This window comes from Jannaschia helgolandensis, assembly GCF_900109285.1.
Lineage (GTDB): Bacteria > Pseudomonadota > Alphaproteobacteria > Rhodobacterales > Rhodobacteraceae > Jannaschia > Jannaschia helgolandensis.
In genome coordinates this window covers 80216-106474 of the sequence record NZ_FNZQ01000005.1, presented here as the reverse complement: position 1 = coordinate 106474, position 26259 = coordinate 80216, and the positions used below count along the sequence as shown (strand labels likewise).

The window sequence follows — 26259 nt, the reverse complement described above, 5'->3', positions numbered from 1 at the left end:
TGGGGCCCGGATGATGGAACTGATCTGGATCGACAGGCTGCGGCGCATCAACCGCTGGGTCGCGCTGGCGACTGGCGCGATGCTGCTGGCCTGTGCCGCATTCGTGCTGGCCGATATCATCCTCCGCCGTCTGGGCTCGTCGCTTGGCGGCACCGATGAAATCGCGGGCTACGCGATGGCTATCGGAACCGCCTGGGGCATGTCCTATACTCTCTTGGAGTTGGGGCATGTCCGCATCGACCTGCTGCGGTCGCGCGGCGGAACCGGCCTGAAGGCCATGGCCGATATCTTTTCGATGATCGTGCTGACGGCGACGGTCACCTTCATCGCGATCCAGGCCTGGCCCGTGGTCGAGCGGTCGCTGACCAACAGCAGCCGCGCCAACACGCCGCTGGAAACGCCGCTGATCTGGGTGCAGGTCCCGTGGTTCGCCGGCTGGATCTGGTTCGCAACGGTTTCGGCCCTGGTCACCTGCCTTGCGCTGTCTATGGTTCTGCGGGGTCGCGCCGAGGAGACCGAGGCTATCATCGGTGCATTCGCCGAGCAGGAGACGCTGCAATGATCGGTGCCGTCGCCGGCGGGTTGCTGGGGCTTCTGGCCCTCTCGATTCCGGTCGGCATCGTGCTGTTCCTGCTGGGGTTCGGCGTCGATGCGTTCTTTTCGTCCTTTCCGCTGTCTCGCGGACTCGGCAACATGGTGTGGTCATCGTCCAATTCGGCCACGCTGATCGCGATACCTTTCTTCGTTCTGCTGGGCGAAATTCTGGTCCGCTCCGGCGTCGCGACCCGCACCTACGCTGCATTGGACCGCTGGGTCAGCTGGCTGCCCGGTGGCCTGATCCATGCCAATATCGCCACAGCCACGATGTTCTCCGCCACATCCGGGTCGTCAGTGGCCACTGCCGCCACTGTCGCCACGGTCGCCATGCCACAGGCCGAACGTCTGGGCTATGACCCAAAACTCTTCTCCGGCGCGATCGCAGCGGGCGGCACGCTGGGCATCATGATCCCGCCGTCGATAAACCTGATTGTCTATGGCTTTCTGACGCAGACCTCGATTCCTCGGCTGTTTCTGGCTGGTCTGGTCCCCGGACTGGCCCTGGCACTGGCGTTCATGGGAATCACAGTTCTGATATGTGTTATCCGTCCGTCGCTGGGCGGCGTGCGGAGAACATTTCCGATCCAGCAGATGCTGCGCGCACTGCTTGATCTCGGCCCGATCATTCTGCTGTTCGGGCTGATCGTCGGCTCGATCTATCGCGGCTGGGCCACGCCGACTGAAGCCGCCGCCGTGGGGGTCGCAGGTGCGTTCCTGATCGCCGCCCTGTTCGGCGGTATCAACGGCGCGATGCTGCGCGACAGTCTGCTGGGCACGGTCAAGATCACGTCTATGATCATGCTGATCGTGATCGGGGCATCGTTCCTGAACTTCACGCTGGCCTCTGCCGGTCTGGGCCGAGAGATCACGACCTTCATGGACGGCATGGGTCTGGGGCCGCTGGGCACGATCCTTGTCGTAGTTGTGCTCTATATCGTGCTGGGTTTCTTCATCGAGACGCTGTCGCTGATGGTCGTGACCATCCCGATCATCGTGCCGCTGGTGCTGGAACAGGGCTACGACCCGATCTGGTTCGGTATCCTGATGATCGTCCTGATCGAGATGGCGCTGATTACCCCGCCTGTCGGCCTGAACCTCTATGTCGTGCAGGGTGCCCGGAAATCCGGGTCGCTGAACGAGGTGATGCTGGGCACGATCCCTTATGTCGTGATGATGCTGGTGATGGTGGCGGCCCTGATCGCGCTGCCCGATATCGCGCTTTGGCTGCCTGCGGCATTGGAATAAACGCACCGCCCGATTGTCTGACGATTGCCGCCCTGCATGACGCGTTCTAGAAGGCGCGCCATGCGGTATGATGCAATTGTTCTGGGCGCGGGCGGCGCCGGGCTTCTGGCGGCGGCCACGGCAGGGCAGGCGGGCGCGCGCGTTCTGGTGCTGGATCATGCCGACAAGGCCGGCAAGAAGATCCTGATCTCTGGCGGCGGGCGCTGCAATTTCACCAACACCGGCACCGAACCCGAATGCTTCCTGTCCGACAATCCGCATTTCGCGAAATCCGCGCTCAGCCGATATACGCAGTGGGACTTTCTGGCACTGGTCGAACGCCATGGCATCGACTGGCATGAAAAGACGCTGGGGCAACTGTTCTGCGACGGATCGGCCCGCCAGATCGTGGCGATGCTGCTGGATGAATGCGCTCGCGGCGGAGTGGATGTTCGGCTGTCGACGCAACTGGGTGCCGTCATCCATGCGGACGGGCAGTTCCGGGTCGCCGGGGCCAGCGCGCCGCAACTGGTCATCGCAACCGGCGGGCCATCCATCCCCAAGATGGGTGCGACCGGCGTGGCCTACGACATCGCGCGGCAGTTCGGGCTGGGGCTCGTGGCGCCGCGTCCGGCGCTGGTGCCGTTCACGCTGGGCGGTGATGACATGCCCTTTCGTGAGATTTCGGGCGTGTCCTGCCCGGCCACGGCACGGGTACGCGGCCGATCTTTTCAGGAGGCGGCGTTGTTCACCCACAAGGGCCTGTCCGGTCCCGCCATTCTTCAGGTGTCGTCCTATTGGTCGCCCGGTGACACAGTGTCGCTGAACGTGCTGCCGGACGCGGCAGGCAAGCTGCGCGCCGCGCGCAAGCGCATGCCGCGCGCGCACATGAAGGCTGCATTGACAGAACATCTGCCTGTCCGTCTGGCCGATGTTCTGTCCACGCGGATCGGGGTGACGACCGAACTGGGTAACGTCTCCGACGCCGATCTGGACCGGGCCGCCGACATCCTGACCGACCTGACGTTCCGACCGTCGGGCACTGAAGGGTATGCCAAGGCCGAAGTCACGGCGGGCGGCATCGACACCGCCGCGCTGTCGTCGAAAACGATGGAGGCGCGGACGGTTCCGGGCCTTTACGCCATCGGCGAAGCGGTGGACGTAACCGGCTGGCTGGGCGGTTACAACTTCCAGTGGGCATGGTCTTCGGGGGCCGCGGCCGGGCAGGCCATCGCGATGCGGCGGTGACGAGGATGCTGTTGTCAATCCTCTTCCCCTCGGTCAACGTGGCGGCATGAAAGGTCGAAAAGACCTCAACTCAGGGAGACGATGATGATCCACACATTCAAGACTGCTGCGCTGTCGGCGGTACTGGCCCTCGGGCTGACGGGGGCTGCCAGCGCGCAGGACCTCAAGTTCTTCACCATCGGGACTGGAGGCACGTCTTTCACCTATTATCCGGTCGGTGGCGTCATCGCCAACGCGATCTCAAGACCACCTGGATCGCGCGAATGCGGCGAGGGTGGTAGCTGCGGGGTCGAGGGGCTGATCGCCTCCGCCGTGTCGTCGCGCGGATCGGTCGATAACATCAACGCAATCGTCTCGGGCTTGCGCGACAGCGGATTTGCCCAGTCGGACGTGGCCTATTGGGCCTATACCGGCACCGGCACCATGGAGGGCGAGCCGCCCGCGGAAGACCTGCGGACCATCGCCGCCCTGTTCGAAGAGCATATCCATCTGGTCGCCTTGGCTGACAGCGGCATCGACTCGGTCGCGGATCTCAAGGGTAAGCGCGTTTCGCTGGATGAGCCGGGATCCGGCACCTATGTCGATGCGAACCTGATCCTGGAGGCCGGTGGCCTGAGCCAGGCTGATATCACGGTCGAGGCGCTCAAAGGTTCAGACGCGGCCAACGCGCTACGTAACGGTCAGATCGACGCTTTCTTCGCTGTTGCCGGGTACCCGACGGGAGCGGTGGTCGAACTGGCCTCAGCCACCGACATCAAGATCGTTCCGATCGACGGTGACGTAAGCGCCAAGCTGACCGACGCATACGGCTTCTTCGCCGCAAGCGAGATCCCGGAGGGGACGTATGAAGGCGTCGCAGGCGCGGGCACGATTTCGGTCGGAGCGCAGTGGTTCACATCGGCCAAAGCCGACGACGACCTGATCTACGAGATCACCAAGGCACTGTGGAACGAACAGTCGCGCGTTTTGCTGGACGTAGGCCACGCCAAGGGCAGCTCCATCACGTTGGAGACCGCGTTGAACGGTGTTGGCGTTCCGCTGCATGCCGGGGCTGAACGATTCTACAGGGAAGTCGGCATCCTGAAGTAATCGACGCTTCGTCAGATCCGAACGGGCGGGCCTGCGCTGCGGGCCTGCCCACCCTCATTCGACGTGTCCGCTGGCCGCTGGCCCGCGCCTCACCCTGACATCAGAGGCCCGCCATGACGTCTACCGACATTGCATCCGATACGACATCTGACGACAGGCCGGAACTGACCCCGGAACAACTGGCCGAGATCGAACGCAAGTATGACCCGGAAACCGCGTTTCGCCCCACCGGTCCTATACTTGGTGCCATCATTTCAGCGCTCCTCGTGGCGATGTCGGTGTATCACATCTACGCCGGGGGCTTCGGCCTGATCCGCGAGTTGCTGCACCGGGGCATTCACATCTCGTTCGTACTGGGCCTTGTGTTCCTGCTGTTCGGATGGCGGCGCGCGCCATCGACGGATCTGCCCGCGCGGGCCTGGTGGCGGATCGGAGGCATTCCGATCCTGGACATGGTGTTCGCGGTGCTGGCCGTGGCTTCGGCAATGTATCTGCCCCTTTTGCCACCCGAGGCGCTGGCCGTGCGCGTCGGCAATCCGTCGCAACTGGATGTGTTCATGGGCACGGCGTTGCTGATACTGACGCTGGAGGCGACGCGCCGCTCGGTCGGTCCGACCCTGCCGCTGATCGCTCTGGTCTTCGTGCTGTTCGCACTGTTCGGCCCATGGGCACCGGGTCTGCTCAAGCATGGCGGGACGTCATGGCTGGGCCTGATCAACCACCTCTATATGACCAATCAGGGCATCTACGGCATCGCCATCGGGGTGATGGCAAAATACGTGTTCCTGTTCATCGTCTTCGGCGTGCTGGCCACGCGCATCGGGCTGGGGCAGTTGTTCATCGACATCGCCATGGTCATTGCCGGGCGCTATTCCGGCGGTCCGGCCAAGGTGGCGATCTTCTCGTCGGCCTTCATGGGTACGATTTCGGGGTCCAGCATCGCCAATACGGTGACGACCGGTGCGCTGACCATTCCGGCGATGAAGAAGGTCGGTTATCCGCCGCACTTCGCCGGCGCGGTCGAGGCGACGGCATCCACCGGCGGACAGATCACGCCGCCCATCCTGGGGGCTGCGGCCTTCATCATGGTCGAATACCTCGAAATCCCTTTGCGCGATGTGCTGGCCGCCGCATTATTCCCCGCGATGCTGCATTACTTCGGCATCTTTATCATGGTCCATCTGGAGGCGAAGCGGCTGGGCCTGCGTGGATTGAAGGCCAGCGAGCTGCCCAAGATGGGGGTCGTGCTGCGCCAGCACTGGCTGTCGATCATCCCGCTGGTCCTGCTGGTCTACATGATCCTGAACGGCTGGACGCCGGATTACGCCGCCGTTTACGGCATCTTCGCCTGTATCGTCGTGGGCGTTCTGAACCCGGTGAACCGTCTGACGTTTGTGGACCTGTGGAAGGCTCTGGCGGCAGGGGCCAAGAATACGCTGGCCGTGGGTGCCGCTGCGGCGACGGTGGGCGTCATCGTGGGTGTCGTGACCCTGACGGGCGTCGGCTTCCGGTTGGGATATGTCGTGGTCCAGACGGCCAACGATATCGGCGGCGTGCTGGGTGGGCTCTGGCCCTTTAACTTCTTCGGGGTGGCGCAATGGTCGCTGTTCATATCGCTGATCCTGATCGCCATCGCCTGCATCATCATGGGCGCGGGCATTCCGACGACAGCGACATATATCATCCTCGTCGCCGTCGCCGCGCCCGCGCTGGCCGTGCAGGAGGTGCAGCCGCTGGTCGCGCACTTCTTCGTCTTCTACTACGGCGTGCTGGCTGACATCACGCCACCCGTCGCACTTGCGGCCTATGCCGCCGCGGGTATTGCCGGGGCCAATCCGTTCAAGACCGGCAATACCGCGTTCCGGCTGGGCATCGCCAAGGCGCTGGTGCCTTTCGTCTTCGTCTATTCGCCGTCGCTTCTGCTGGTGGCCGACGGGTTCACCTGGTCCGCCTTCGCGATCACCCTGACTGGCGCGGCGCTGGGCATCGCGTCGCTGGGCGTGGCGTTCTCAGGTTTCCTGCTGACGCCGTTGCCGAAGATTCAGCGATGGTGGGTCGGTCTGGTGGCGTTCCTGTTCATCGCGCCGGGGTTGCTGACGATGGCGGTGGGCATGGCGCTGCTGGCGCCGGTGGTGGCGTTGCAGATACGCGCGTGGTCATCCGATCCGGCTGCAACCGCATAGATCCCGGACGGGAGGGGCGGTCGCATCGCACGTGGGTTCTTCAGGGCGACGGGAACCCTCCCGCATCCTCGTGCGTCTGTTCCCCGCAGGAGAACACGCCCATGACGCCCCACACGCAGGCCCGCATCGACCGTCTTGACCGGCTGGCGAACAACCTCGACAGTCGCTACCGCCTGCCGCTGACGAATATTCGGTTCGGCTGGGATGCGATACTGGGGCTTGTTCCGGGCATCGGGGACATCGCTGCACTGGCTCCCGCCGCCTATATCTGGCTGGAAGCGCACCGCATGGGCGCGTCGAAAGGTGTCAAATTGCGGATGGCCGGAAATACGGGACTGGACTGGCTGATCGGGTCCGTGCCGATCGTCGGCGATATCCTGGATGTCGGGCTGCGGGCCAACCGTCGCAACGTAGACCTGCTGCGCAGCCATCTGGAGAAGCAGGGAAGTCTGAACCACGCCTCGGATACGACCGACAGATTTCAATCGTCCGACTTGCCGAAACACAGAAAGAACGCTGCATGACCGATTTGAACCAACCTCTTACTACTGCCGAGGCAGACGCAGAGCAGCCGGGACGTGGTCGGGACGCCGGAAAGCCTATGGCCATTCCCGCGAAGGGCTGGAAAGATATCGCATGGCGTCTGAAAAGTGAGATTACCAATGACAACGTAGGCCTGATTGCCGCAGGCATAGCGTTTTACGGTCTTCTTGCGATTTTTCCGGCGATTACTGCGCTGATGGCTCTGGCAGGGTTACTCTATCAACCGGAAGAGCTTGTTGCCGCATTGGAAGGGGTCGGGAAAGTCGTGCCCCCGGACGTCAGCGAAATTCTTTTGACGCAGGCCCAGTCGGTCGCCGGCGGTCAGGGCGCGGGCCTGACCTTTGGTTTGATCCTTGGTCTGGCTTTGGCGCTCTGGTCGGCCTCAGCGGGGGTCGGAAGTCTTATCCAGGGGCTTAATGTCGCCTATGACGAGCAGGAAACGCGCGGGTTTATCCGGCTGAAGCTCATGACTCTGGCGATGACGATCTCGATGATATTGGGCGTCCTGATCGCCGCTATGCTGATTGTCGTCGTTCCTATCGTTCTGGCCTTTGTCACCATAGCTCCGGGGATGGAGACGCTGGTTCAGATTCTGGCCTACGTCCCGATGGCCCTGATCTTCGTGTCGGGTGTCGTTGTCCTTTATCGCTGGGGACCGGACAGATCGCCCGCCAAGCTGCGCTGGCTGACGCCGGGTGCTATTGCGGCCAGTCTGCTCTGGGTCGTCGCGTCAATCGGGTTTTCCATCTATGTTCAGAATTTCGGCAGCTATAACGAGACATTCGGCTCAATCGCGGGCGTCATCGTTCTGCTGATGTGGATGTGGTTGTCCGCCTATGTCGTGCTTCTGGGGGCCGAACTGAATTCCGAGATCGAGGCACAGACGGCGCGGGACACAACAACCGGCGCGCGTGAACCCATGGGTCACCGCGGCGCGAAAAAGGCGGATGAACTTGGCGCTGCAAGCTGACCCTTCTGGCGAGATGCCAGACCTTTCGGGCAAGAAATCGGAAACTGAAATTCCGGCCCCTCCTACCTCCTCACGACATCCCTTGGCCGTTCCCGTCACAGGTATCTTCATTCTTCTCCTGATACAGGGGCTGATTTTTGCGTCGCAATTCCTGATCCCCGTGACGACCGCAATTCTTGGCTACTTCATCCTCAATGCGCCGCGCCGTGCACTGGAGCGGATCGGTATTCCTGCACCGGTTTCAGCAGCACTTTTCACAGTCTCGATCGGTGCCGCGCTTTTCCTGGGCATCCTGGCGCTGAGCGAGCCGGTCTATGAATTCGTCACCGACATTCCGGGTCTGTTTGAAGATCTGATGACCACACTGATGGGTCCAGGCGGACTGCTGGAGCCATTGACACAGGCGGCCGATGCCTCGGGGCGGGTACTCGAAGCGACGGGGGAACAGCCCCCTATGCAGGTTGAGGTCGTCGATAATGTCGGTCTGGCAACCTCGGTCGTATCGGTCGCACCTGGTCTGCTGGGTCAGATTGTCTTCGCGATTTCCCTGCTGTTCTTCCTGGTGGCATCCGGGGATATGTTTATCCAGAAAGCGGTGAAGGTCTCGGACCGGTTTCAGGAAAAGAAAAATACTGTCACGATGATTCGCACGATCGAGGCACGTCTGGGAAATTATCTGGGCGCGATCACGTTGATCAATGCGGTTCTGGGCCTCGTGATAGGGGCCGGAATGTGGTGGTGGGATATGCCGTCGCCCTGGTTGATCGGAATCATGGCCGCGCTTCTGAATTTCGTGCCATTCGTGGGTGCGGTTGTCGGCGCGCTTATCTCGGCGCTGATCGCGTATGTGTCGTTTCTCGATCCCTGGATGGCACTTGGCGTTTTCGGCACATATTATGCCCTGACGGCGTTGGAGGGGCAGTTCATCACCCCGGCGCTTGTTGGCCAGCGCCTGCGCCTGAATGTCACGATGGTGTTCCTGTCGGTCGCGTTCTTCGCATGGATCTGGTCGGTGATGGGAATGGTCGTGGCTGTCCCGGCGCTGATCGTGGTCAAGGTCATCTGCGACAGCGTGCCGAAACTCCGCAAGGTCGGACTGTTTCTCGGGGATGCAGAAGGCTTCCTGCCCGCAAGGGAGCACACGATAAAACCCACCGCCCCGGACAGGTCCTGACTGCAAACGCGGAGTTTTTGCAGTCGCGGGCTGGCAAAAACACCCACAAACAGGGATTGAACCTCGTGGCGTAGGTGTTACCGTTCGCAGCCGAAGGCCGGATGAACAGACCGGCCCAATGTCTGGGAGGACACCATGACCAACAAACTCCGCGCCCTGCTGACGGGTGCAGCCATTTTCGTGGGCGGTTCCGCATCCGCGGCTGAATGCATCGCGCCTGCCAACCCTGGCGGTGGCTGGGATTTCACCTGCCGCCAGATCGGCAAAATCATGTATGATATCGGCGAAGTCGATCAGCCGATTCAGGTCACCAACATGGCCGGTGGCGGCGGCGGCGTGGCCTTCACGACCGTGGTGAACGAACGCAACGATGACTCCGATCTGATCGTGGCCGCATCGCAGGCAACCGCCACCCGTCTGGCGCAGGATGCCTACGGCGGCGCGACCGCCGATCAGGTCCGCTTCGTCGGTGCCATCGGGGCCGATCCCGGTGTGATCGTCGTGGCTGCCGATAGCCCCTATCAGAACCTGACCGATCTACTGGATGCGATGAAAGCCGATCCCGGCTCGGTCGCCTTTGCCGGTGGCTCCGCAGCAGGGGGCTTCGACCACCTGAAAGTCCTGCAGCTGGCCAAGGCCTATGGCGTCGAGGACGTGCGTTCGATCCGTTACATAGGTGTCGACGGCGGCGCGGATGCGATTACCCAGACCATCGGCGGGTTCACCCAGGGCATGACAGGCGACATGTCGGAAATCGTGGGCTTCCTCGAATCCGGTGACGTACGTGCCATCGCCGTTCTCGCCGACGAGCGTGTGCCCGGCTTCGACATCCCGACCGCCAAGGAACAGGGCGTCGATGTGGTCGCCGTGAACTGGCGTGGTCTCTATGTGCCCAAGGGCGTGTCGGACGAGACGTTCAACGACTGGGCCGCCAAGTTGCAGGCCGTGGCCGACAGCGAGGAGTGGCAGCAGGCGATGGCCGACAACGGTCTTGCCCCGTTCACCGTCGTAGGCGACGATTTCCAGGCGTTCATCGACAAGAACATCGCGGACGTTCAGGCGCTGTCGCGCGAAATCGGCATCATCCAGTGATGTGCCGCGAAGCATCGGGTCACACGCCCGCGAAACCGTGCAATGTGCCAATGCTTCGCACTGCGAATGATCATGGCGGGACTTTTTCGGGGGTCCCGGCATGAACCTTTCGAACGGCAAGGGCGACCGCATTTTCGGTGTGGTCGTCGTCTTGGTGGCGGTGGCCTACGGGGTCGCCGCCCTGCAATTCAAACAAGGGTTCATCGTTGATCCGGTTGGCCCCAAGACGTTTCCGCTGATCGTGGCGGGTGTGTCTGTCGTCTGTGGTCTGATGTTGATCGTGAAACCCGATCCGGACCCCGAATTTCCGCCCCTGCGCACTGTCGGAACGCTGCTTATGGCGATGCTGACGCTCGTGGCCTATGCCTATGCGATCAAGCCGCTGGGCTTTCTGATCCCGACCGCCATCGCCGCCGCGATCCTCAGCTATCAGATCGACCCGCGCGCGAAGTTCGCTGTGGCAGCGGGTCTCGGCCTTTCCGGCGGTCTCTATGTTCTTTTCAAGTTCGTGCTTGGGCTGGGCCTTCTGGGCGTCCCGAAAGGCTGGTTCTGATATGGATATCCTGTCGAACCTCGCCCTCGGCTTTTCCATCGCGCTGACACCCTGGACGCTGATGCTTGCCATCATCGGCTGTTTCATCGGCACCATCGTCGGTGCGCTTCCGGGGCTTGGCCCATCGAACGGCGTAGCCCTTCTGATCCCCATCACTTTCTCCATGGGTCTTGATGCGACGGCCGCGCTGGTCCTGCTGACCTCTGTCTACTATGGCGCAATGTACGGCGGCCGGATCAGTTCGATCCTGCTGAACATTCCGGGTGACGAGCCTGCGATGATGACCACCCTCGACGGCTATCCGATGGCCAAACAGGGCCGCGCGGGCGATGCACTGGTCATTTCGGGCGTGGCGTCCTTCGTTGGCGCACTCTTCGCCACGATCATGCTGGCGCTGGTAGCCCCGATCCTGGCGCGCGTAGCCTATCTGTTCGGTCCGGCGGAGTATTTCGCGCTCTACCTGCTGGCGTTTTCGACGCTGGGCGGCATTGCCTCCAAGAACCAGGCCAAGGCGGCCCTGGCCTCGGCCATCGGTCTTGGGATCGCGATGATCGGAATCGATAACAACAACGTCACGCGCTTCACCGGCGGCAACCTGCATCTGAACGATGGTATCGACTTCCTTGTCGCCATCGTTGGTTTATTCGCGGTGTCCGAGGTGTTTGTCTTTATCGAAAGCCATGGCCGCGGGTCCGCCCTGGGCGTGAAGCTTGACAAGGTGACCGTGCCGTGGCGCGAGATCTGGTCGACGCGCTGGACAATGCTTCGATCCTCGATCCTGGGGTTCATCGCCGGTGTCCTGCCGGGGGCAGGTGCTTCGCTGGGCAGTTTCCTGACCTACATGATGGAAAAATCCATCGGCGGGTCCAAGGCAGGTTTCGGCACCGGGGTCGCAAAGGGGATCGCCGCGCCCGAGGCCGGAAACAATGCCGCTGCGGGTGGCGCACTGGTCCCCATGCTGACCCTGGGCGTACCGGGGTCCGGGACGACTGCCGTTCTTCTGGCCGTCCTGATGACGCTGAACATCACGCCAGGGCCAACGCTTTTCGCCAACCGGCCCGAAGTGGTCTGGGGTCTGATTGCATCGCTGCTGATCGCGAACTTCGTACTGCTGTTCATGAACGTACCGCTGGTGAAGATCTTCGTGAAGGTCCTGACTGTGCCGCCTGCGCTGCTTCTGCCGGGCGTGATGATGGTCAGCTTCGTCGGCATCTATTCCTTGACCGGCAGCTATTACGACATGCTGCTGATGATCGCCTTCGGGGTCATGGGCTGGATATTCCGCAAGCTCGATATTCCGACCGTGCCGATCATCCTTGGCATTCTGCTGGGAAATGCTATGGAAAACTCGCTGCGGCAGGCGATGACCCTGTCGGCGGGGGATGCATCGTTCCTTTTCTCCTCGGGCATATCCATCGGGCTTTGGGTGGCTGCTGTCACCGGATTTGTTGCGCCGCTGTTCCTGCGTCGCATCATAAAGAAGCCTACCCTACCAGAAATGGAAGTGCCGGATCATGCCAAACCCATCGACTAGAGTGCTGGTGCCAGCCGGGGCGCTTGGCCTTGGCTGGGATGCGGAAGCGCTGGAAGCGGGACTGGCGCGCAAGCCCGACCTGATCGCCATCGACGGCGGATCGACGGACAGCGGTCCCGCCTATCTGGGCCGCGGCGTCAGCAAGTATTCCCGCGCGCAGACCAAGGCCGAATGGGGCGCGCTGATCGATGCGGCATACCGCGCCGGTTGCCCGCTGATGATCGGCACGGCGGGCACCTGCGGAGCGGGGTCTGCGGTCGACTGGCTGCTGGATATCACGCGCGAGGTATTGGCCGAGGCAGGGCGTTCCGCCAAAATCGCGGTGCTCTATTGCGACCGGGACCCGGCCATGCTGGCCAGGGAATGGGCGAAGGTAACGCCGCTGTCCGGCGCGCCGGATGTCGATCCGGCCACGCTTGCCGATTGCAGCAACATCGTCGCCCTGGCCGGGGTCGAACAGGTTCAGGCCGCGCTGGAGACGGGGGCCGAAATCGTGATCTGCGGACGCACCACCGACACGGCGATCCTTGCGGCCTTGCCGATTTCAAATGGCTGCCATTTGGGCGCGGCATGGCACGGGGCCAAGGTGGGCGAATGTGGCGCGCTCTGCTGCACGCACCCTGATACCGGCGTGATCGAGCTGTTGTTCGACGCGAACGGATTCACAGTAACGCCTATGGCCGAAGCCTCTGTCGCCACGCCCCGAACGGTGGCGGCGCATCTGTTATACGAGAATTCTGACCCGATCGTACTGCACGAACCGGGTGGTCATCTGGACGTATCGGCGGCGACATACGAAGCGCAGGGCAAGTCCGTGCGGGTCGAGGGCAGCGAATGGCACGCCGCGCCCTATACCGTGAAGCTGGAGGGCGCGCGTGTTGCGGGGCAGGGGGTCATGTCACTCGTCCTGATCCGTGACCCGCGTTATGTCGCGGAGATCGACGACTGGTGCGCTTCACTCCTGGCCCGTGCCCGCAGCAAGGTCTCTGAGCGGATGGGTGACGTCGAATATGATCTGGAGCTGCGCCGCATCGGAAAGGACGCCACCTTGGGTGCGTCGGAGCCGGGAGTTGCCTTACCAAACGAGATCGGCATTCTGGCGCAGGTTATCGCTCCCGACCCCGCAACAGCGCGCGAGGTGGCCAAGACGGTGAACCCCCTGCTGCTGCACCATCCGCTGACGCCAGAGGAACCGATGCCAACCTTTGCCTTCCCGTATTCCCCGCCCGAAATGGACCTTGGACCGCAATACGAATTCGTGCTGCATCATGTTTTGGCGCTGGACGATCCTATGGATGGTTTCCGACTGGAGGTCGTGGATGTCTGAACTGGGCCAGATCGTTGAGCGCATCCGGTCCAAGAACGCGGGGCCGTTCTGGATCACGATCGACATCTTTTGCAACGCGGATGGTTATGAGCGTGTAGTGGTCATCCCGACCGAGGTTTTTGCCGAACGTTTGCGCGCTAGCGGGCTGAAACGCTTTGATCTACCTGAACTGAACGTCGTGAAGATCAGTCTGCCGCGCCCGCAGATTCAGGGTAGCGCGCGCGATCGGGACATGCACGGCGCGGCGCTGGCGAATGTGCTGACGGGGATGCCGGTTCTCTGAGCGGCAGCCTCAGGGCTCCCAGAGCATTTCAACTCCGGGATAGGCAGTGAGGCTTTGGCAGTTACGCAAAGCCCTGAGACCATCGCACAAGCGGATATAAAACTCGTAAACATTGGGCCCCTCCCTTTTTTCAAAGGGCATAGGGTAAAATAGGAGTGCAGTCTGCGCATCCCTTCCCCACCGCAGCCTTGGCGGATTCGGGAATTTTCGTTGTTTTGAAATTGGTGGGCGACCCTGGAATCGAACCAGGCGTGAGTCGCCTCGAGGGAGTTACAGTCCCCTGCCACACCTTGCGGCCTGTCGCCCACTGGCGGCGGGGATAGCGGGGCCGCCCAGTGGGGTCAAGCGGTGTTGTGGCCCTTGGGCACACGCGCGATAAGGCCTGCAACACAAGACTGGTCGGATCGGGGAAACATCATGGTGCAAAAGCCGAAATGGGTGGTCGAAAAGGAGCAGGCGCGTCGTGCCGCCGCCCAGTCGACGGTCTGGCTGTTCGGGCTGCATGCGGTGCGCGATGCGCTGGCGAACCCGATGCGGGACCGTTTGCGATTGGTGTTGACCAAGAATGCCGCCGACCGGCTGGAAGACGTTGTGCCGCAGTCAGGCATGACGCCCGAAATTGCCGATCCGCGCAAGTTTCCTGTCCCGCTCGACCCTGGATCGGTGCATCAGGGGGCCGCGCTGGAGGTCAAGGCGCTGGACTGGGGACGTCTCGAAGACCTGGCCAGGCCCGGCAGCGGCAACGCGCCCCTGCTGGTCCTGCTGGACCGGGTGACCGATCCGCACAATGCGGGTGCGATCCTGCGGTCTGCCGAGGTGTTTGGTGCACGGGCCGTCATCGCGCCGTCCCGTCATTCCGCGCCTGAAACCGGGGCGCTGGCCAAGACGGCGTCGGGCGCGTTGGAACGGCAACCGTATTTACGCGTCGGCAATCTGGGCGACGCGATGGAACGGTTGAAAGACATGGGCTACACCCTTGTCGGGCTGGATGGCGAAGCGCCGGAAACCCTGACCGAAGCCGCAGTGGCCCTGACAACAACCCCCACGGCCATCGTTCTTGGAGCCGAGGGGCCGGGCCTGCGCGACCGGACGCGAACCTTGTGCGACCGGATAGTGCGGATCGATCCGGCAGGAGGCTTCGGATCTCTGAATGTCTCGAACGCTGCTGCCGTTGGGTTATTCGCGTTGAGCCAGGGACGAATTCGGGCAGGGGGGGATGATGCCTGAACGGCTGGCGACATGCTGCTATTGTGGACGTCGCACGGCGTTGCGCCACCGTGATCACGCATTGGCTTGCGGATCATGCGGAGCGCCCTTGACGCAGATGAAACGCCTGCGACCGGCGCAGGCCGGTGCCGTGGCGCGCCATGCCCCTACAAAGGTTGCCAGACCCATCAAAAAGCGGCGCAAACCAAAAAGCTTCATGTCGAAATTGCTTGAGGAAATCATCGACGAGATCGAAGATATTTTCGATTGATCGCCATCGCTTCATCGTTACAGAAAAAAACATTGACGTGAGCGGAACTTCTTTCGAGCACAATCGTTACCTACATGTCTGAGGAAGACGAGTTTGGAACCCTCGTTTTTCATTCACTGTCCCTCGTTCCACACCTTCAGGCCCGCGCTTCATTGTCGCGGGCCTTTTTTTGTCGTTTCATACAGCCATGTTGACAAACCCCTCCGATACAGACTTGCGGCATGTCCTGACGACGGCGCGCACCTTCGCCTGCGTTGGCGTGTCACCGAATCCTGTTCGACCCAGCCATTTTGTTGCGCGCTATCTATCGCTGCGCGGGTTCCGGGTGATTCCGGTTAACCCAGTCCATGCCGGCACGAGACTGTTTGGCGAGACGGTTCTGGCCGGACTGTCCGACATCGGGGCGCCGGTCGATGTTCTCGATATCTTCCGCAGACCCGAGGCCGTGCCGGCACTTGTGGAGGAAGGTGTGCGTGTATTGCCGGGCCTGTCCTGTGTGTGGTTGCAGGTGGGCATAACCAGCCCCGAAGCCGCCACGATTTGCGGGGGGGCAGGGATCACGCTCATTCAGGACCGATGCCCCAAGATCGAATATCAACGCCTGTTCGGTGAGTTGCGACAGGGCGGTATCAACACAGGAATCGTCAGTTCGCGCCTTCCGTGAAGACTGTCTCGACCACAACGGAATAGGCCCGCCGCAATATGCGACGGGCCACTGATCTATACGAGGGAATGTATCGGGATCAGTATTCGTAGTCCGGCATGCTTTCCAGCTGCTCTTCGGTGGCGTCGATATAAACGCGCGTATCACCATCGGCCCGCAGGATTGTCAGGCTGTCCATCGACACGGCGACAGGCTTTTCGCCAAGGCCCAGGAAGCCGCCAACGTCGATGATTGCCTTGTCCAGCTTGCCATCGTCGGTCATCAGAAGTTCGCCGACTTCTCCGATCCGCTCATCGTTAGTGCCGTAGACCGAGGTGCCGGTCAGCTCTTCGGTGGTCAGCGCGGAATTGTCGACCAGCTGGTAGCCGTCACGCTCCATCATCGGAGCAGACATCATTCCGGCGGCGCCATCAGCCATGTTGTCCACGGCGTTTTCCGCTTCCTCAACGGTCCGGGCAGTCGTCGTTACGACTGCATCGCCTGCTTCTTCTACTTCGACTTCGGCGTTTTCCAGAGTGCGCTCGGCATTTTCCTCAGTGCGCTCGGCATCTCCCATAGTGCGTTCGGCATCGCGCTCTGCATTAACTTCGGCACGTGTGCGACCTTCGACGAAATCGTTGTCGAATTCGGGCGCCGCTTCCAACTGAGCTTGCGTGCCGATCAGCACGACAAAATAGTCATCGGCATCAGGTCCATCCGACACAAATTTGAGATCATCCATGTTCACTGCGATGGTGCGCTCGCCCATGCCGAGAAAGCCACCGATATCGGCCAAAACGGCGTCTATACCGCCTTGGTTGCCGATTATGATGTCAGAAATTTCGCCAACGTCGTCCCATTCGTCGGACAAGCCGGCATCCATTTCGACGTCAGTTTCGGTGACGTACAGACGGGCACCCATCAGATCGGATGCACGCAGGGCTTCCGTGTCGATTGACGGGACGAAGGCCGACGCCATGTGCGCGTCGGCGAATGCGGGTGCGGCCATGGCGATTACAATGGCTGTAGACGCGAAAAGGGTTTTCATCCTAGTCTCCTTGATGTTGAGCGGTTGACCTGTTTGCAGGTTGGTCATCCGGGCAACACGCAAGGCGGCGCAAAGGTTCCGCATCCGGCGCGTCGTCTTGCAACTTTTTAAGATCCGGGCCGTCCGGCGGAAACTGGCACTGTTGAGTGCTGAAGTTCTGTTTTTCTGAAATTTCAAACGGCCGGAAAGATCCGACATATCAGTGCTTGCGCGCAGCTTTTTCCGCAACACCGGACGTTCCGTGGCGACGGTCCAGTTCAGACAGCACGTCTTTCAACGTGACGCCGCGCGATGCCAGCATGATGCAGAAATGATAAAGAACGTCGGCCCCTTCGCGCGTGAGGGCGTCCGTGTCGCCCTTAACGGCTTCGATCAGCGCTTCGATTGCTTCTTCCCCGAACTTTTCCGCACATTTTTCCGGACCCTTCGAGAGAAGCCGCGCCGTCCAGCTTTGGTCGGGGTCGGCGCCGCGCCGGTCTTCGATGGTCGACCACAATCGGTCCAGGGTGTGGGGTCTGTCGGACATGGTCATCCTTTCAGTCGCACCGGGATACCGGCGGCTGCCATATGTGTCTTGGCTTCGCCGATGGTATAGGTTCCGAAGTGAAAGATCGACGCGGCCAGAACGGCGGAGGCGTGGCCCTCGGTCACGCCTTCGACCAGGTGGTCCAGGTCGCCGACGCCGCCAGACGCGATTACCGGAATCGTTACCGCATCCGACACGGCACGGGTCAGGGGAATATTGAACCCGGCCTTGGTGCCGTCCCGATCCATCGATGTCAGAAGTATCTCGCCTGCACCCCGCTCGGCGGCCAGACGGGCGAATTCGACAGCGTCGATGCCCGTCGGCTTGCGTCCGCCGTGGGTGAAAATTTCCCATTTGCCGGGGGCGACGGTCCTGGCGTCGATGGCGCAGACGATGCACTGGCTGCCGAACTTGTCGGCAGCGCGGGACAGCACGTCAGGGTCTGCCACGGCGGCGGAATTGAAGCTGACCTTATCGGCCCCCGCCAGCAGCAGGTTGCGCACATCCTCTACAGTGCGGACGCCGCCACCAATGGTCAGCGGCATGAAACAGGCCTCGGCCGTGCGCGTTGCCAGATCATACATCGTGCCGCGATTTTCATGTGTGGCGTGAATATCCAGAAAGCACAGCTCGTCCGCGCCCGCAGCGTCATAGGCGCGGGCGGATTCGACCGGATCGCCGGCATCAATCAGGTCGACGAAGTTAACACCTTTGACCACGCGGCCATCGGCCACGTCCAGACAGGGGATGATGCGCGTTTTCAACATGGTTGCGGTGTGGCCGGGTTTCGCGGTCCTGACAAGGGCAGGGATGGCAGGCGGTGGCAGGCGACGTTAGCGGGCCCCCGCCGATGACCTTTGCGTGAAGCGGGAACAGACGTCAGATGGCCGGGGTTTACCTGTATCATGATTGGGAGAAAAATATGATCCGTACCATCCTCGGGGCCGTTACGGCAATTACCCTTGCCATGCCCGCCGTAGCACTTGAGACGCTGGCATCACCTTATTCCGTATCCGAGACGATGGACAAACTGGTCGCCGCCGTCGAAGGCGCGGGCGCGTCGGTCATCGCACGCGTTGATCATTCGGACGCCGCCGGATCGGTCGATATGGAGTTGCCGGAAAGCCAGCTTCTGATTTTCGGTAATCCGAAAGTAGGAACCCCTGTCATGCAGCAGGATCTGCGCGCCGGTCTGATCCTGCCCCTGCGGGTTTTGGTGTCCGAAGGCGACAACGGCACAGTCATTACATGGCAATCCCCGAATGAGATGTTTTCCGGGCTGGACGTCGACCTGGAGAGCGAGTCTGTGAAAATGTCGGCGGGTGCGTTGCAGAAGCTGACCGCAAAGGCTGTGGAATGACTCGGCGAATGTCCGCGCCTTCGTCCGGAAGGCGCGGGGTCAGGCAGGTCAATCCGACTGTGAAACGATGCCTGTCAACAGCATCGGTTCAATCCTTGCGAATCTGACCACGATGGTGTGCGCATTCTTATGCTCCGCTGACCCGTCGCCAACAGACGACGCGAGTGAGAACAGATCAGCACCTGCCACATGGCCAGGCAGGAGGGGGCGGTCAGTCGTTCAATGTCGACAGCGCCTCGGCCAGATCAATCGCTCCGTCATACAACGCCCGACCAGAGATCGCGCCCGCAATCGTCCCGGTCGCCTTCAGGGCACGCAGATCGGACAGCGACGATACGCCACCCGATGCAATAACCGGGATGTCGACGGCACGGGCCAGCGCATCGGTCGCAGCGACGTTCGGGCCACCCATCGCGCCATCGCGGTCGATATCGGTATAGATGATCGCGGCAACGCCTGCGTCTTCGAACTGTTTCGCCAGACCGGTGGCCATTACGTCGGTTTCCTCGGCCCATCCGCGTGTCGCGACCCGTCCTTTACGTGCGTCAATGCCGACCGCCACCTGACCCGGAAAGGCGCGAGCTGCGGCGCGCACCAGATCGGGGTCCTCGACCGCGACTGTACCCAGGATCACGCGGCGCAGACCCTTGGCAAGCCAGGCTTCGATCGTTGCCATGTCGCGGATGCCGCCGCCCAGCTGGCAGGGCACGGTGACCCGCGCCAGGATCGCCTCGACCGCCGCCGCATTTACCGGCGTACCCGCGAAAGCCCCGTTCAGATCGACCAGATGTACCCATTCGCAGCCCGCGTCCTGAAATGCCCGCGCCTGCGCCGCCGGGTCGTCGCTGAAAACGGTGGCCGAGTCCATTTCTCCATGGATCAGGCGTACGGCCTGTCCGTCCTTCAGGTCGATTGCGGGATATAGGATCATGCGCGACGCTCCGGCGTTGGGTTTTGCGGGCTTTCTGGAGCAATCGACGCGCCGGGGAAAGCCCGTGCCGAAACGTCACGCTTGCCTTCGCAGGCCCTCCCGCGTCAGCCTGCGCGCAGTCTTTGGGAGGACATCTGACATGAAGCACTTTTTCTTCACCCTTATCGCAGCACTCGGGCTTGCCGGCATTGCCGCTGCAGACCCGATCGAAGGTGTCTGGCAGACCGAGGTTGACGAAGGCAGTTATGCTCTCGTCACCATCGCACCCTGTGGCGGTGCATATTGCGGTACCATCAGCAAGACCTTCAATGCGTCGGGCGAGTATCAGTCGCCGAATCTTGGCAAGCAGATCGTTCGCAACATGGTTCCGCAGGACGGAGCCGAGTATCGTGGTCAGGTCTGGCGGCCGTCGAACGATAAGGTTTACCTTGGCAAAATCGCGCTGAGCGGCAATCAGATGGCACTACGGGGCTGTGTTGCGGGTGGACTGATCTGTGCGCGTCAGAACTGGGTCAAGATCCGCTGATCAGTATAACGCATTCTCAGATTTTTCGGGGGGCCATCAAAAATGCATTTGCGGCGCGGCAGGGCCATCCTGTCGCGCCGTTTCCATTTTCCTGACATTGGCGAGTTACCGTTTCCGCGAAACTCAGAATGATCCTTAAATCTTCACAGTTCTGGCAAAAGAAAAGCGTCTTCCGGTGGGAATGTGGTTTCCAAGGGGCCGTTTTTGTTGACCGGCCTATCGTACGCAGTTTGCCGGAGTATCATGATGACCTGTTATTGCCTGATCAATCAGACGTTCAACCTTCGCGATCGTGTGAAAAGATTCGCCACTTGCGAAACCGGCGCGGTGACCGTGGACATGATGCCGCTCATGATGATTGCCGTCAGCATGGGCGTGGCCGTCACCGGCGAGGTTGCAAACGGCGTCAAAGGGATGACTGTCGGGATCGAAACCAGTCTGATCATGGGGGTCGATCCGACCGCCGATGGCAACCGCCAGATTTTTGGCGCACTTGAAGGATGGGGCGGCGGAGCGATTGTGGTGGCTTCAAATGACACCGGTTCCGAAGACACGACCCCTGATACGGAAACGACTTCCTCCGATGAACCGACTTCCTCCGATACGGGGACGTCTTCTTCTGATGAAACGACGTCGTCCGATACAGACGACACCTCTTCGGGTCCGGGCAACCCCGGTAATGACAAGGCGGTCGGCAAGGCCGGTGAGACGCCGAATGGCGACGATGACTGGGGCAGCGGCTCCAATGGTCGCAGCGACTCGGATGACACAAGCGATAACAGTAATGGCAACAGTAACGGCAAGCGCAAGGGCAAGAACAAGTAGACGATGTTCGCCCTGGAATCGCCGGGTCAGGGTGCCCATTCGAGGAAGTTGGCGATCAGTCTCAGACCGGTCGCCTGACTTTTTTCCGGATGAAACTGTGTGCCGACGACATTGTTGCGGGCAACGACCGCTGTGACCGCGCCGCCGTAGTCGACATGCGCCAAGCGGTCTGCCGGGTCGTCCATCACCATCTGATAGGAATGGACGAAGTAGGCATGGTCGCCGGTCGACAGTCCAGCCATAACCGGGTGCGGTCCCGTCGCGGGCGGCGTCAGCACCAGATCGTTCCAACCCATGTGCGGCACTTTCAATGTCGGGTCCGACGGAACAATCCGCTCGATCGCGCCGGGGATCAGACCGAAGCCCGGCACATCCTCGTATTCGCGACCGACGGTGGCCAGCATCTGCATTCCGACGCAGATTCCCAGAAACGGTCGCGCGCGTGCACCGACCGCATCCAGCAAGGCCTCCTCCAGTCCGTCGAAAGTCCGAAGACCGCGGCGGCACGCCGGGAAAGCCCCGTCGCCGGGTAATACGATACGGTCTGCCCGCGCCACATCTTCGGGACGGGAGGAGACCAGCACTTCGCCCGCGTCACCTTCGCGTGCCATCCTCTCGAACGCCTTTTGCGCCGAATGCAAATTGCCGCTGTCGTAATCGACCAGAACCGTCAGCACGACTTACAATGACCCCTTGGTTGACGGGATCGCATCGGCCTTGCGCGGGTCAACTTCCAGAGCGTCGCGCAGGGCGCGGGCGAAAGCCTTGAACGCAGCCTCGGTGATATGGTGCGAATTGACACCTCGCAGCCCATCCATGTGCAGTGTAATTCCGCCGTGGGTTGCAATGGCCTGAAAGAACTCGCGCACCAGTTCGGTGTCGAACGACTTGATGGCGGGGGCGGTCATAGTAACATTCCATGCCAGCCATGGTCGCCCCGACAGATCCAGTGCGGCGCGAACCAGCGCATCATCCATCGGCAGCAGGCAGGACCCATATCGGCGGATGCCCCGCTTGTCGCCCATCGCCTGCGCCAGCGCCTGGCCCAGTGCGATGCCGACGTCTTCGACGGTATGGTGATCGTCGATGTGCAGATCGCCGTCGCAGCGAACAGTCATGTCGATCAATGCGTGCCGGGCAAGCTGATCCAGCATGTGATCGAAGAACCCGACCCCCGTACGATTGTCGTAGGTGCCCGTCCCATCAAGGTCGAGCGTGACCGTAATGTCGGTCTCTGCGGTTTTCCGGGTGAGTGTGGCCGTGCGCATGGATACGGTTCCCAAGTCTTGGATGTGCGTCCAGCCCATAGCCCGGTCCGGCGTGTCGGGAAAGGGCATCCCGGAACGTAACGTAAATGCAGAACACGACTGTGTAAAACGCTGAGTCGTTGCTCAAATCCCTCTCGTTGTCACAATTCGACCCAAATTCAGCACGATAAACCAGCGTAGACCGTGGGCGGCCAAAAGATCCACGGAAGTTTGGCGGGCAAGGCAATGGCAACTTTCAATTTTCGGCTCTATGACGCTGATGCATATGGTATTCTCAGTCGCTCCGTTGGCGGCAGCGCCACATGGAACGGGCCGGGGTCTGCCGATGTCACCGCGATCATCACCGACAATGCGGCGGGGGCTTCCGGCGACTCGTTAACCCGGTTCAACGATGGTGAAACGGCAACTGCATCCATCAACGATAGCGGAACGACGACCAACACAACGATTCAGTCCAGTGAAAGCTGGGTCATCCGCGATACGATCAGTGGTGAATTGATCCGCGTCAGCACGTTGCAGGCCGGTCCCGGAGGCACTTATTACACTTTGACAAGCCAGCCGCTGGTGGCCGGCCGCACCTATGAAACCGTGTCCTACGATGCCCAGACGGACGAGGCGTCGGGCACACAGTTCAATTATGCCGATTATAATGACGGCACCGTTATGGGAACTGGCGGCAACGACGTTATCGACCGCAATTACACGGGCGATCCGAACGGCGACAAGGTCGACAACAATGACCTGATGACCAGTCAGACCAGTCAGCAGACCTTCGACTGGTCGATCTATGCCGATAACCAGAACATGGCGGCGGGGGCCACACAGACCGCGGGCGGCGTGCAGGTCACGGTCAGTTCAAGCCTTCCGGCCGGGTCGACATTCACGGCGGACACCAACGGCAACTTCTATGCGCCGCCGGGAAGCGGCATCGATCAGACGGCGGCCGGTCGGTTCTTTGCCAACGGCAATGCAACCGACACGACGCTGACGATCGACTTCGATTCCGCATCGCCCACAGCCTCGACCGAAGTTCACAACGTTCGCTTCGTGCTCAACGACATCGACGGTGTCATCAACGCCGGGAACAATTTCCAGGATATCATCACCGTCCGGGCCTATGATGTCGACGGCAACGAGATCGCGGTCGACCTGAACGCCCTTGGCAACGACTCGGTCTCGGGCAACACGATCACGGGCGCGATCACCAACGACCAGCCCAGTCAACAGAACGGCGCGGTTCTGGTGACGATTGCCGGGCCGGTCGAACGGATTGTGATTAACTACGACAACGGTGGCGATACGCAGCAGGCGGTGTTCATCTCGGACATCAACTACGACGCGATCACAACCCAGGGGAATGCCGACAGCATCGACGCCGGGGCAGGCGACGACAGCGTGTTCGCCGGGTCCGACAACGACACTGTGTTGGGCGGAACCGGAAATGATACGCTCGACGGCGGCAGCGGCGACGACAGCCTGCTGGGCGGCGACGGCAACGATGTGTTGCTGGGCGGTACCGGCAACGATACGCTGGACGGCGGCAACAACAACGACAGCCTGGACGGTGGCATCGGGAATGACTCGCTGATCGGCGGGGATGGCAACGATACGCTGAGCGGTGGCGACGGGAGCGACACGCTTCTGGGTGGCGCAGGGCAAGACGTGCTGGACGGCGGTCTCGGGAACGACAGCCTGGACGGCGGGGCCGGCAACGATACGCTGACCGGATCGGCGGGCAACGACACGATTCGCGGCGGAACCGGCAACGACCAGATCAGCTTTACCGGCGCGACCGGCCTGCTGTTCGGCGACGCGGGCAACGATCTGATCAGCGGCGGTTCCGGGGTCGAGACGGTCGATGGCGGCACGGGTAACGACACCATCGTCAGCAGCGGCGGTGCCGACAGCCTTGTGGGCGGAGCGGACCGCGATGTCTTTGACGTTGCCAGTGGGTTCGGTGCCGATACCATTCAGGGCGGTGAAACAGCCGACGACTTCGATATCATCGACGCCTCGGACGTAACCAATCCGGTGATCGTGACCTATGCGGGGAACGAGGCAGGAACGCTGGACGACGGCACCGATGCCGCCACCTTCTCTGAAATCGAGAGCCTGATCCTGACCTCAGGCAACGACACGCTGGACGCCTCTGCGGACAGTGTGGGCGTGAATGTCATCGCGGGTGCAGGCAACGACACACTTCTGGGCGGGTCTGGCGACGATTCAATTCTGGGTGGAACGGGACAGGACACTCTGGCGGGTGGGGCAGGCAACGATACTCTGTCTGGCGGCGACGATCAGGACACCTTCCTGATTTCCGACGGCTTCGGCAGCGACGTCATCATCGGCGGTGAGGGCGGAACCGACAGCGACCTTATCGACCTGTCCGGCCTGAGCGGCCCGGTCACCGTGACCTATACCGGCAACGAGGCCGGTACGATCACCGACGGCACCAATACGCTGACCTTCTCGGGGATCGAACGCCTGATCCTGACCGAATTCGATGACGTCGTGGATGCCAGGCTGGATGGCGCGGGCGTCGATATCGATGCGCGTGGCGGCGCCGACAGCATCCATGGTGGCAGTGGCAGCGATACCATCGACGGCGGCCTTGGGGCCGATACCATCGACGGCTCGGCCGGTGGTGACATCCTGACCGGTTCGGCGGGCGACGACAGCCTCGTCGGCGGTGGCGGGGCAGATGTCCTGTCGGGCGGCGCTGGCGGCGACACCCTGTCGGTCGGGTCCGGTGACACCGCGACCGGCGGCGATGGCGACGACCTTTTCGCCCTCGATCCGGCACAGGGCGGTGGGCCAGTTTCGCTCATCGGTGGCGAGGGTGCCGAGACGGCAGGCGACACGCTCGATTTCGGCGCTACATCCGGTTCGACCACGTTCAGTAATCCGAACGACAACGCCGGTGGCCTGAGCGGCACGTCAAGCCGCAGTGACGGCACCACGGTCACATTCGCGGAGATGGAAAACGTCGTCTGCTTTACGCGTGGTACGCGCATCGCGACACCGCATGGCCCGCGCGCGGTCGAGACCCTGTCGGAAGGCGATCTGATCCTGACCCGTGACTCGGGTCCGCAGCCCCTGCAATGGATCGGCATGCGCGAGGGACTTGTAGGTATCGATCAGGCCCCGATCCGGTTCGAGCCGGGAACTGTCGGAAATGACGCCCCGCTGCTTGTTTCGCCACAGCACCGGATGCTGGTGCGTGGCTGGCGCGCCCAGCTGCTGTTTGGCGAGGACGAGATTTTCGTGCCCGCAAAGTCGTTGATCGACGGGTCGGGCGTTCGCGCGATGGCGCCCGGAAAAGTGTGTTACTACCACCTGCTGACGCCAGAACATCACGTCACGTTTGCCGAAGGTGCCGAGACCGAGACGTTCCAGCCCGCGGCTTTGGGTCTGGAGGGCATCGACGATTTCGATCGCGCCTGCCTGTTCCGCGCGCGACCCGATCTGCGCGCCGATCTGTCCGCCTATGGCCGGGCCGCACGTCCAATGGCCAAGACCCGTCTGGCATATCTTCTTACGGCGTGACGGCGAGCAGCGCCGCGCAAACCTGTCCTGATAACGACTGAAAAGATTGCCTGCTGCGTTGCAGCGCTAGCCGATGGCCCCTGACATGAAGTCGCCCGCTCATCACACTGATGCGAGAGGCGGCTTCGAGGTGATCTTAAATGACATTTACAGCATGACTTCGACCTGAGCCTGTTATGATCTGCCGGTGGTGCCGGTCTCTCCTGCATGAAGCGTCAGACAGTTTCCTGCGGAAGGTTTACTTGACGTAAACTTTAATTACTACTAACCAGTAGCATCATACTACTGGTTG

Annotated in this window: 26 protein-coding genes and 1 tRNA gene; 20 read left to right on the top strand and 7 right to left on the bottom strand. The window is 61.6% G+C overall.

Annotated features, from left to right (window positions below; all coding sequences use genetic code 11):
* The first annotated feature begins 10 nt into the window (after positions 1–10).
* The 13 genes from BMY38_RS13185 (at position 11) to BMY38_RS13125 (ending at position 13817) form a co-directional block, all read left to right on the top strand.
* Positions 11–562, top strand: coding sequence for a TRAP transporter small permease subunit (locus BMY38_RS13185; protein ID WP_175495886.1), 552 nt, complete (start codon positions 11–13; stop codon positions 560–562).
* Positions 559–1842 carry a TRAP transporter large permease gene (locus tag BMY38_RS13180; RefSeq protein ID WP_092763544.1) on the top strand — a complete coding sequence of 428 codons (1284 nt, stop codon included), beginning with the start codon at positions 559–561 and terminating at the stop codon, positions 1840–1842. Before BMY38_RS13185 ends, BMY38_RS13180 begins: the two co-directional genes overlap by 4 nt.
* 60 nt (positions 1843–1902) lie before the next feature.
* Positions 1903–3069 (top strand): BaiN/RdsA family NAD(P)/FAD-dependent oxidoreductase, encoded by a 1167-nt coding sequence (locus tag BMY38_RS13175; RefSeq protein ID WP_092763542.1) that lies wholly within the window; start codon positions 1903–1905, stop codon positions 3067–3069.
* Between the two features lie 84 nt (positions 3070–3153).
* A complete protein-coding gene (locus BMY38_RS13170; protein WP_092763858.1) occupies positions 3154–4158 on the top strand; it encodes a TAXI family TRAP transporter solute-binding subunit in 1005 nt (334 codons plus the stop codon).
* Positions 4159–4271: 113 nt separating this feature from the next.
* The gene (locus tag BMY38_RS13165) at positions 4272–6341 is read left to right on the top strand and encodes a TRAP transporter permease (protein WP_092763540.1); all 2070 of its coding nucleotides are present in this window, start codon (positions 4272–4274) and stop codon (positions 6339–6341) included.
* Between the two features lie 101 nt (positions 6342–6442).
* Positions 6443–6865 carry a DUF4112 domain-containing protein gene (locus tag BMY38_RS13160; protein ID WP_092763538.1) on the top strand — a complete coding sequence of 141 codons (423 nt, stop codon included), beginning with the start codon at positions 6443–6445 and terminating at the stop codon, positions 6863–6865.
* A gap of 77 nt (positions 6866–6942) precedes the next feature.
* The gene (locus BMY38_RS13155) at positions 6943–7854 is read left to right on the top strand and encodes a YihY/virulence factor BrkB family protein (RefSeq protein ID WP_245737613.1); all 912 of its coding nucleotides are present in this window, start codon (positions 6943–6945) and stop codon (positions 7852–7854) included.
* An 82-nt stretch (positions 7855–7936) separates the two neighbouring features.
* Positions 7937–9028, top strand: a complete 1092-nt coding sequence (locus BMY38_RS13150; RefSeq protein WP_175495885.1) for an AI-2E family transporter — start codon at positions 7937–7939, stop codon at positions 9026–9028.
* 135 nt (positions 9029–9163) lie between these two features.
* Positions 9164–10120: a Bug family tripartite tricarboxylate transporter substrate binding protein gene (locus BMY38_RS13145; RefSeq protein WP_092763532.1), complete on the top strand. Its 957-nt coding sequence runs from the start codon at positions 9164–9166 to the stop codon at positions 10118–10120.
* A 100-nt stretch (positions 10121–10220) separates the two neighbouring features.
* The gene (locus tag BMY38_RS13140) at positions 10221–10673 is read left to right on the top strand and encodes a tripartite tricarboxylate transporter TctB family protein (RefSeq protein WP_092763530.1); all 453 of its coding nucleotides are present in this window, start codon (positions 10221–10223) and stop codon (positions 10671–10673) included.
* A gap of 1 nt (position 10674) precedes the next feature.
* On the top strand, positions 10675–12207 hold the full coding sequence (locus tag BMY38_RS13135) for a tripartite tricarboxylate transporter permease (RefSeq protein WP_092763528.1): 1533 nt from the start codon (positions 10675–10677) through the stop codon (positions 12205–12207).
* Positions 12188–13534 (top strand): acyclic terpene utilization AtuA family protein, encoded by a 1347-nt coding sequence (locus tag BMY38_RS13130; RefSeq protein WP_092763526.1) that lies wholly within the window; start codon positions 12188–12190, stop codon positions 13532–13534. The genes BMY38_RS13135 and BMY38_RS13130 overlap by 20 nt, the downstream gene beginning before the upstream one ends.
* On the top strand, positions 13527–13817 hold the full coding sequence (locus tag BMY38_RS13125) for a DUF4387 family protein (protein ID WP_092763524.1): 291 nt from the start codon (positions 13527–13529) through the stop codon (positions 13815–13817). Before BMY38_RS13130 ends, BMY38_RS13125 begins: the two co-directional genes overlap by 8 nt.
* 222 nt (positions 13818–14039) lie before the next feature.
* Here the strand turns inward: BMY38_RS13125 and BMY38_RS18190 are convergent.
* Positions 14040–14123 (bottom strand) — tRNA-Tyr (locus tag BMY38_RS18190).
* 111 nt (positions 14124–14234) lie between these two features.
* Here BMY38_RS18190 and rlmB point away from each other — a divergent pair.
* From rlmB to BMY38_RS13110, 3 genes are all read left to right on the top strand, one after another.
* Positions 14235–15044, top strand: coding sequence for a 23S rRNA (guanosine(2251)-2'-O)-methyltransferase RlmB (gene rlmB / locus BMY38_RS13120; RefSeq protein WP_092763522.1), 810 nt, complete (start codon positions 14235–14237; stop codon positions 15042–15044).
* 88 nt (positions 15045–15132) lie between these two features.
* On the top strand, positions 15133–15294 hold the full coding sequence (locus BMY38_RS18630; RefSeq protein WP_342707772.1) for a hypothetical protein: 162 nt from the start codon (positions 15133–15135) through the stop codon (positions 15292–15294).
* 187 nt (positions 15295–15481) lie between these two features.
* A complete protein-coding gene (locus tag BMY38_RS13110; protein ID WP_092763518.1) occupies positions 15482–15958 on the top strand; it encodes a CoA-binding protein in 477 nt (158 codons plus the stop codon).
* Positions 15959–16037: 79 nt separating this feature from the next.
* Here BMY38_RS13110 and BMY38_RS13105 read toward each other — a convergent pair whose 3' ends face one another.
* The 3 genes from BMY38_RS13105 to hisF all read right to left on the bottom strand — a co-directional run bounded on the left by BMY38_RS13105 (position 16038) and on the right by hisF (position 18278).
* Positions 16038–16985, bottom strand: a complete 948-nt coding sequence (locus BMY38_RS13105; protein WP_175495884.1) for a PRC-barrel domain-containing protein — start codon at positions 16983–16985, stop codon at positions 16038–16040.
* Positions 16986–17184: 199 nt separating this feature from the next.
* Entirely contained in the window at positions 17185–17511 is a 327-nt protein-coding gene (locus BMY38_RS13100; RefSeq protein WP_092763514.1) for a phosphoribosyl-ATP diphosphatase, read from the bottom strand.
* Positions 17512–17513: 2 nt separating this feature from the next.
* Positions 17514–18278, bottom strand: a complete 765-nt coding sequence (gene hisF / locus BMY38_RS13095; RefSeq protein ID WP_092763512.1) for an imidazole glycerol phosphate synthase subunit HisF — start codon at positions 18276–18278, stop codon at positions 17514–17516.
* 155 nt (positions 18279–18433) lie between these two features.
* Here hisF and BMY38_RS13090 point away from each other — a divergent pair, with 155 nt between their 5' ends.
* Complete coding sequence (locus BMY38_RS13090) at positions 18434–18871, top strand: DUF302 domain-containing protein (protein WP_092763857.1); 438 nt, start codon at positions 18434–18436, stop codon at positions 18869–18871.
* A gap of 211 nt (positions 18872–19082) precedes the next feature.
* Here BMY38_RS13090 and hisA read toward each other — a convergent pair whose 3' ends face one another.
* Positions 19083–19802: a 1-(5-phosphoribosyl)-5-[(5-phosphoribosylamino)methylideneamino]imidazole-4-carboxamide isomerase gene (gene hisA, locus BMY38_RS13085; RefSeq protein ID WP_092763510.1), complete on the bottom strand. Its 720-nt coding sequence runs from the start codon at positions 19800–19802 to the stop codon at positions 19083–19085.
* Between the two features lie 139 nt (positions 19803–19941).
* Here hisA and BMY38_RS13080 point away from each other — a divergent pair, with 139 nt between their 5' ends.
* Together BMY38_RS13080 and BMY38_RS13075 are read left to right on the top strand one after the other, a co-directional pair.
* Positions 19942–20328: a DUF2147 domain-containing protein gene (locus tag BMY38_RS13080; RefSeq protein WP_092763508.1), complete on the top strand. Its 387-nt coding sequence runs from the start codon at positions 19942–19944 to the stop codon at positions 20326–20328.
* 243 nt (positions 20329–20571) lie between these two features.
* A complete protein-coding gene (locus tag BMY38_RS13075; RefSeq protein WP_092763505.1) occupies positions 20572–21153 on the top strand; it encodes a hypothetical protein in 582 nt (193 codons plus the stop codon).
* 26 nt (positions 21154–21179) lie between these two features.
* Here the strand turns inward: BMY38_RS13075 and hisH are convergent, their stop codons facing one another.
* Together hisH and hisB are read right to left on the bottom strand one after the other, a co-directional pair.
* Positions 21180–21830 carry an imidazole glycerol phosphate synthase subunit HisH gene (gene hisH, locus BMY38_RS13070; RefSeq protein WP_092763503.1) on the bottom strand — a complete coding sequence of 217 codons (651 nt, stop codon included), beginning with the start codon at positions 21828–21830 and terminating at the stop codon, positions 21180–21182.
* 3 nt (positions 21831–21833) lie between these two features.
* A complete protein-coding gene (hisB, locus tag BMY38_RS13065; RefSeq protein WP_092763856.1) occupies positions 21834–22421 on the bottom strand; it encodes an imidazoleglycerol-phosphate dehydratase HisB in 588 nt (195 codons plus the stop codon).
* 225 nt (positions 22422–22646) lie between these two features.
* Here hisB and BMY38_RS13060 point away from each other — a divergent pair, with 225 nt between their 5' ends.
* The gene (locus BMY38_RS13060) at positions 22647–25967 is read left to right on the top strand and encodes a Hint domain-containing protein (protein WP_092763501.1); all 3321 of its coding nucleotides are present in this window, start codon (positions 22647–22649) and stop codon (positions 25965–25967) included.
* The last annotated feature ends 292 nt before the right edge of the window (positions 25968–26259 follow it).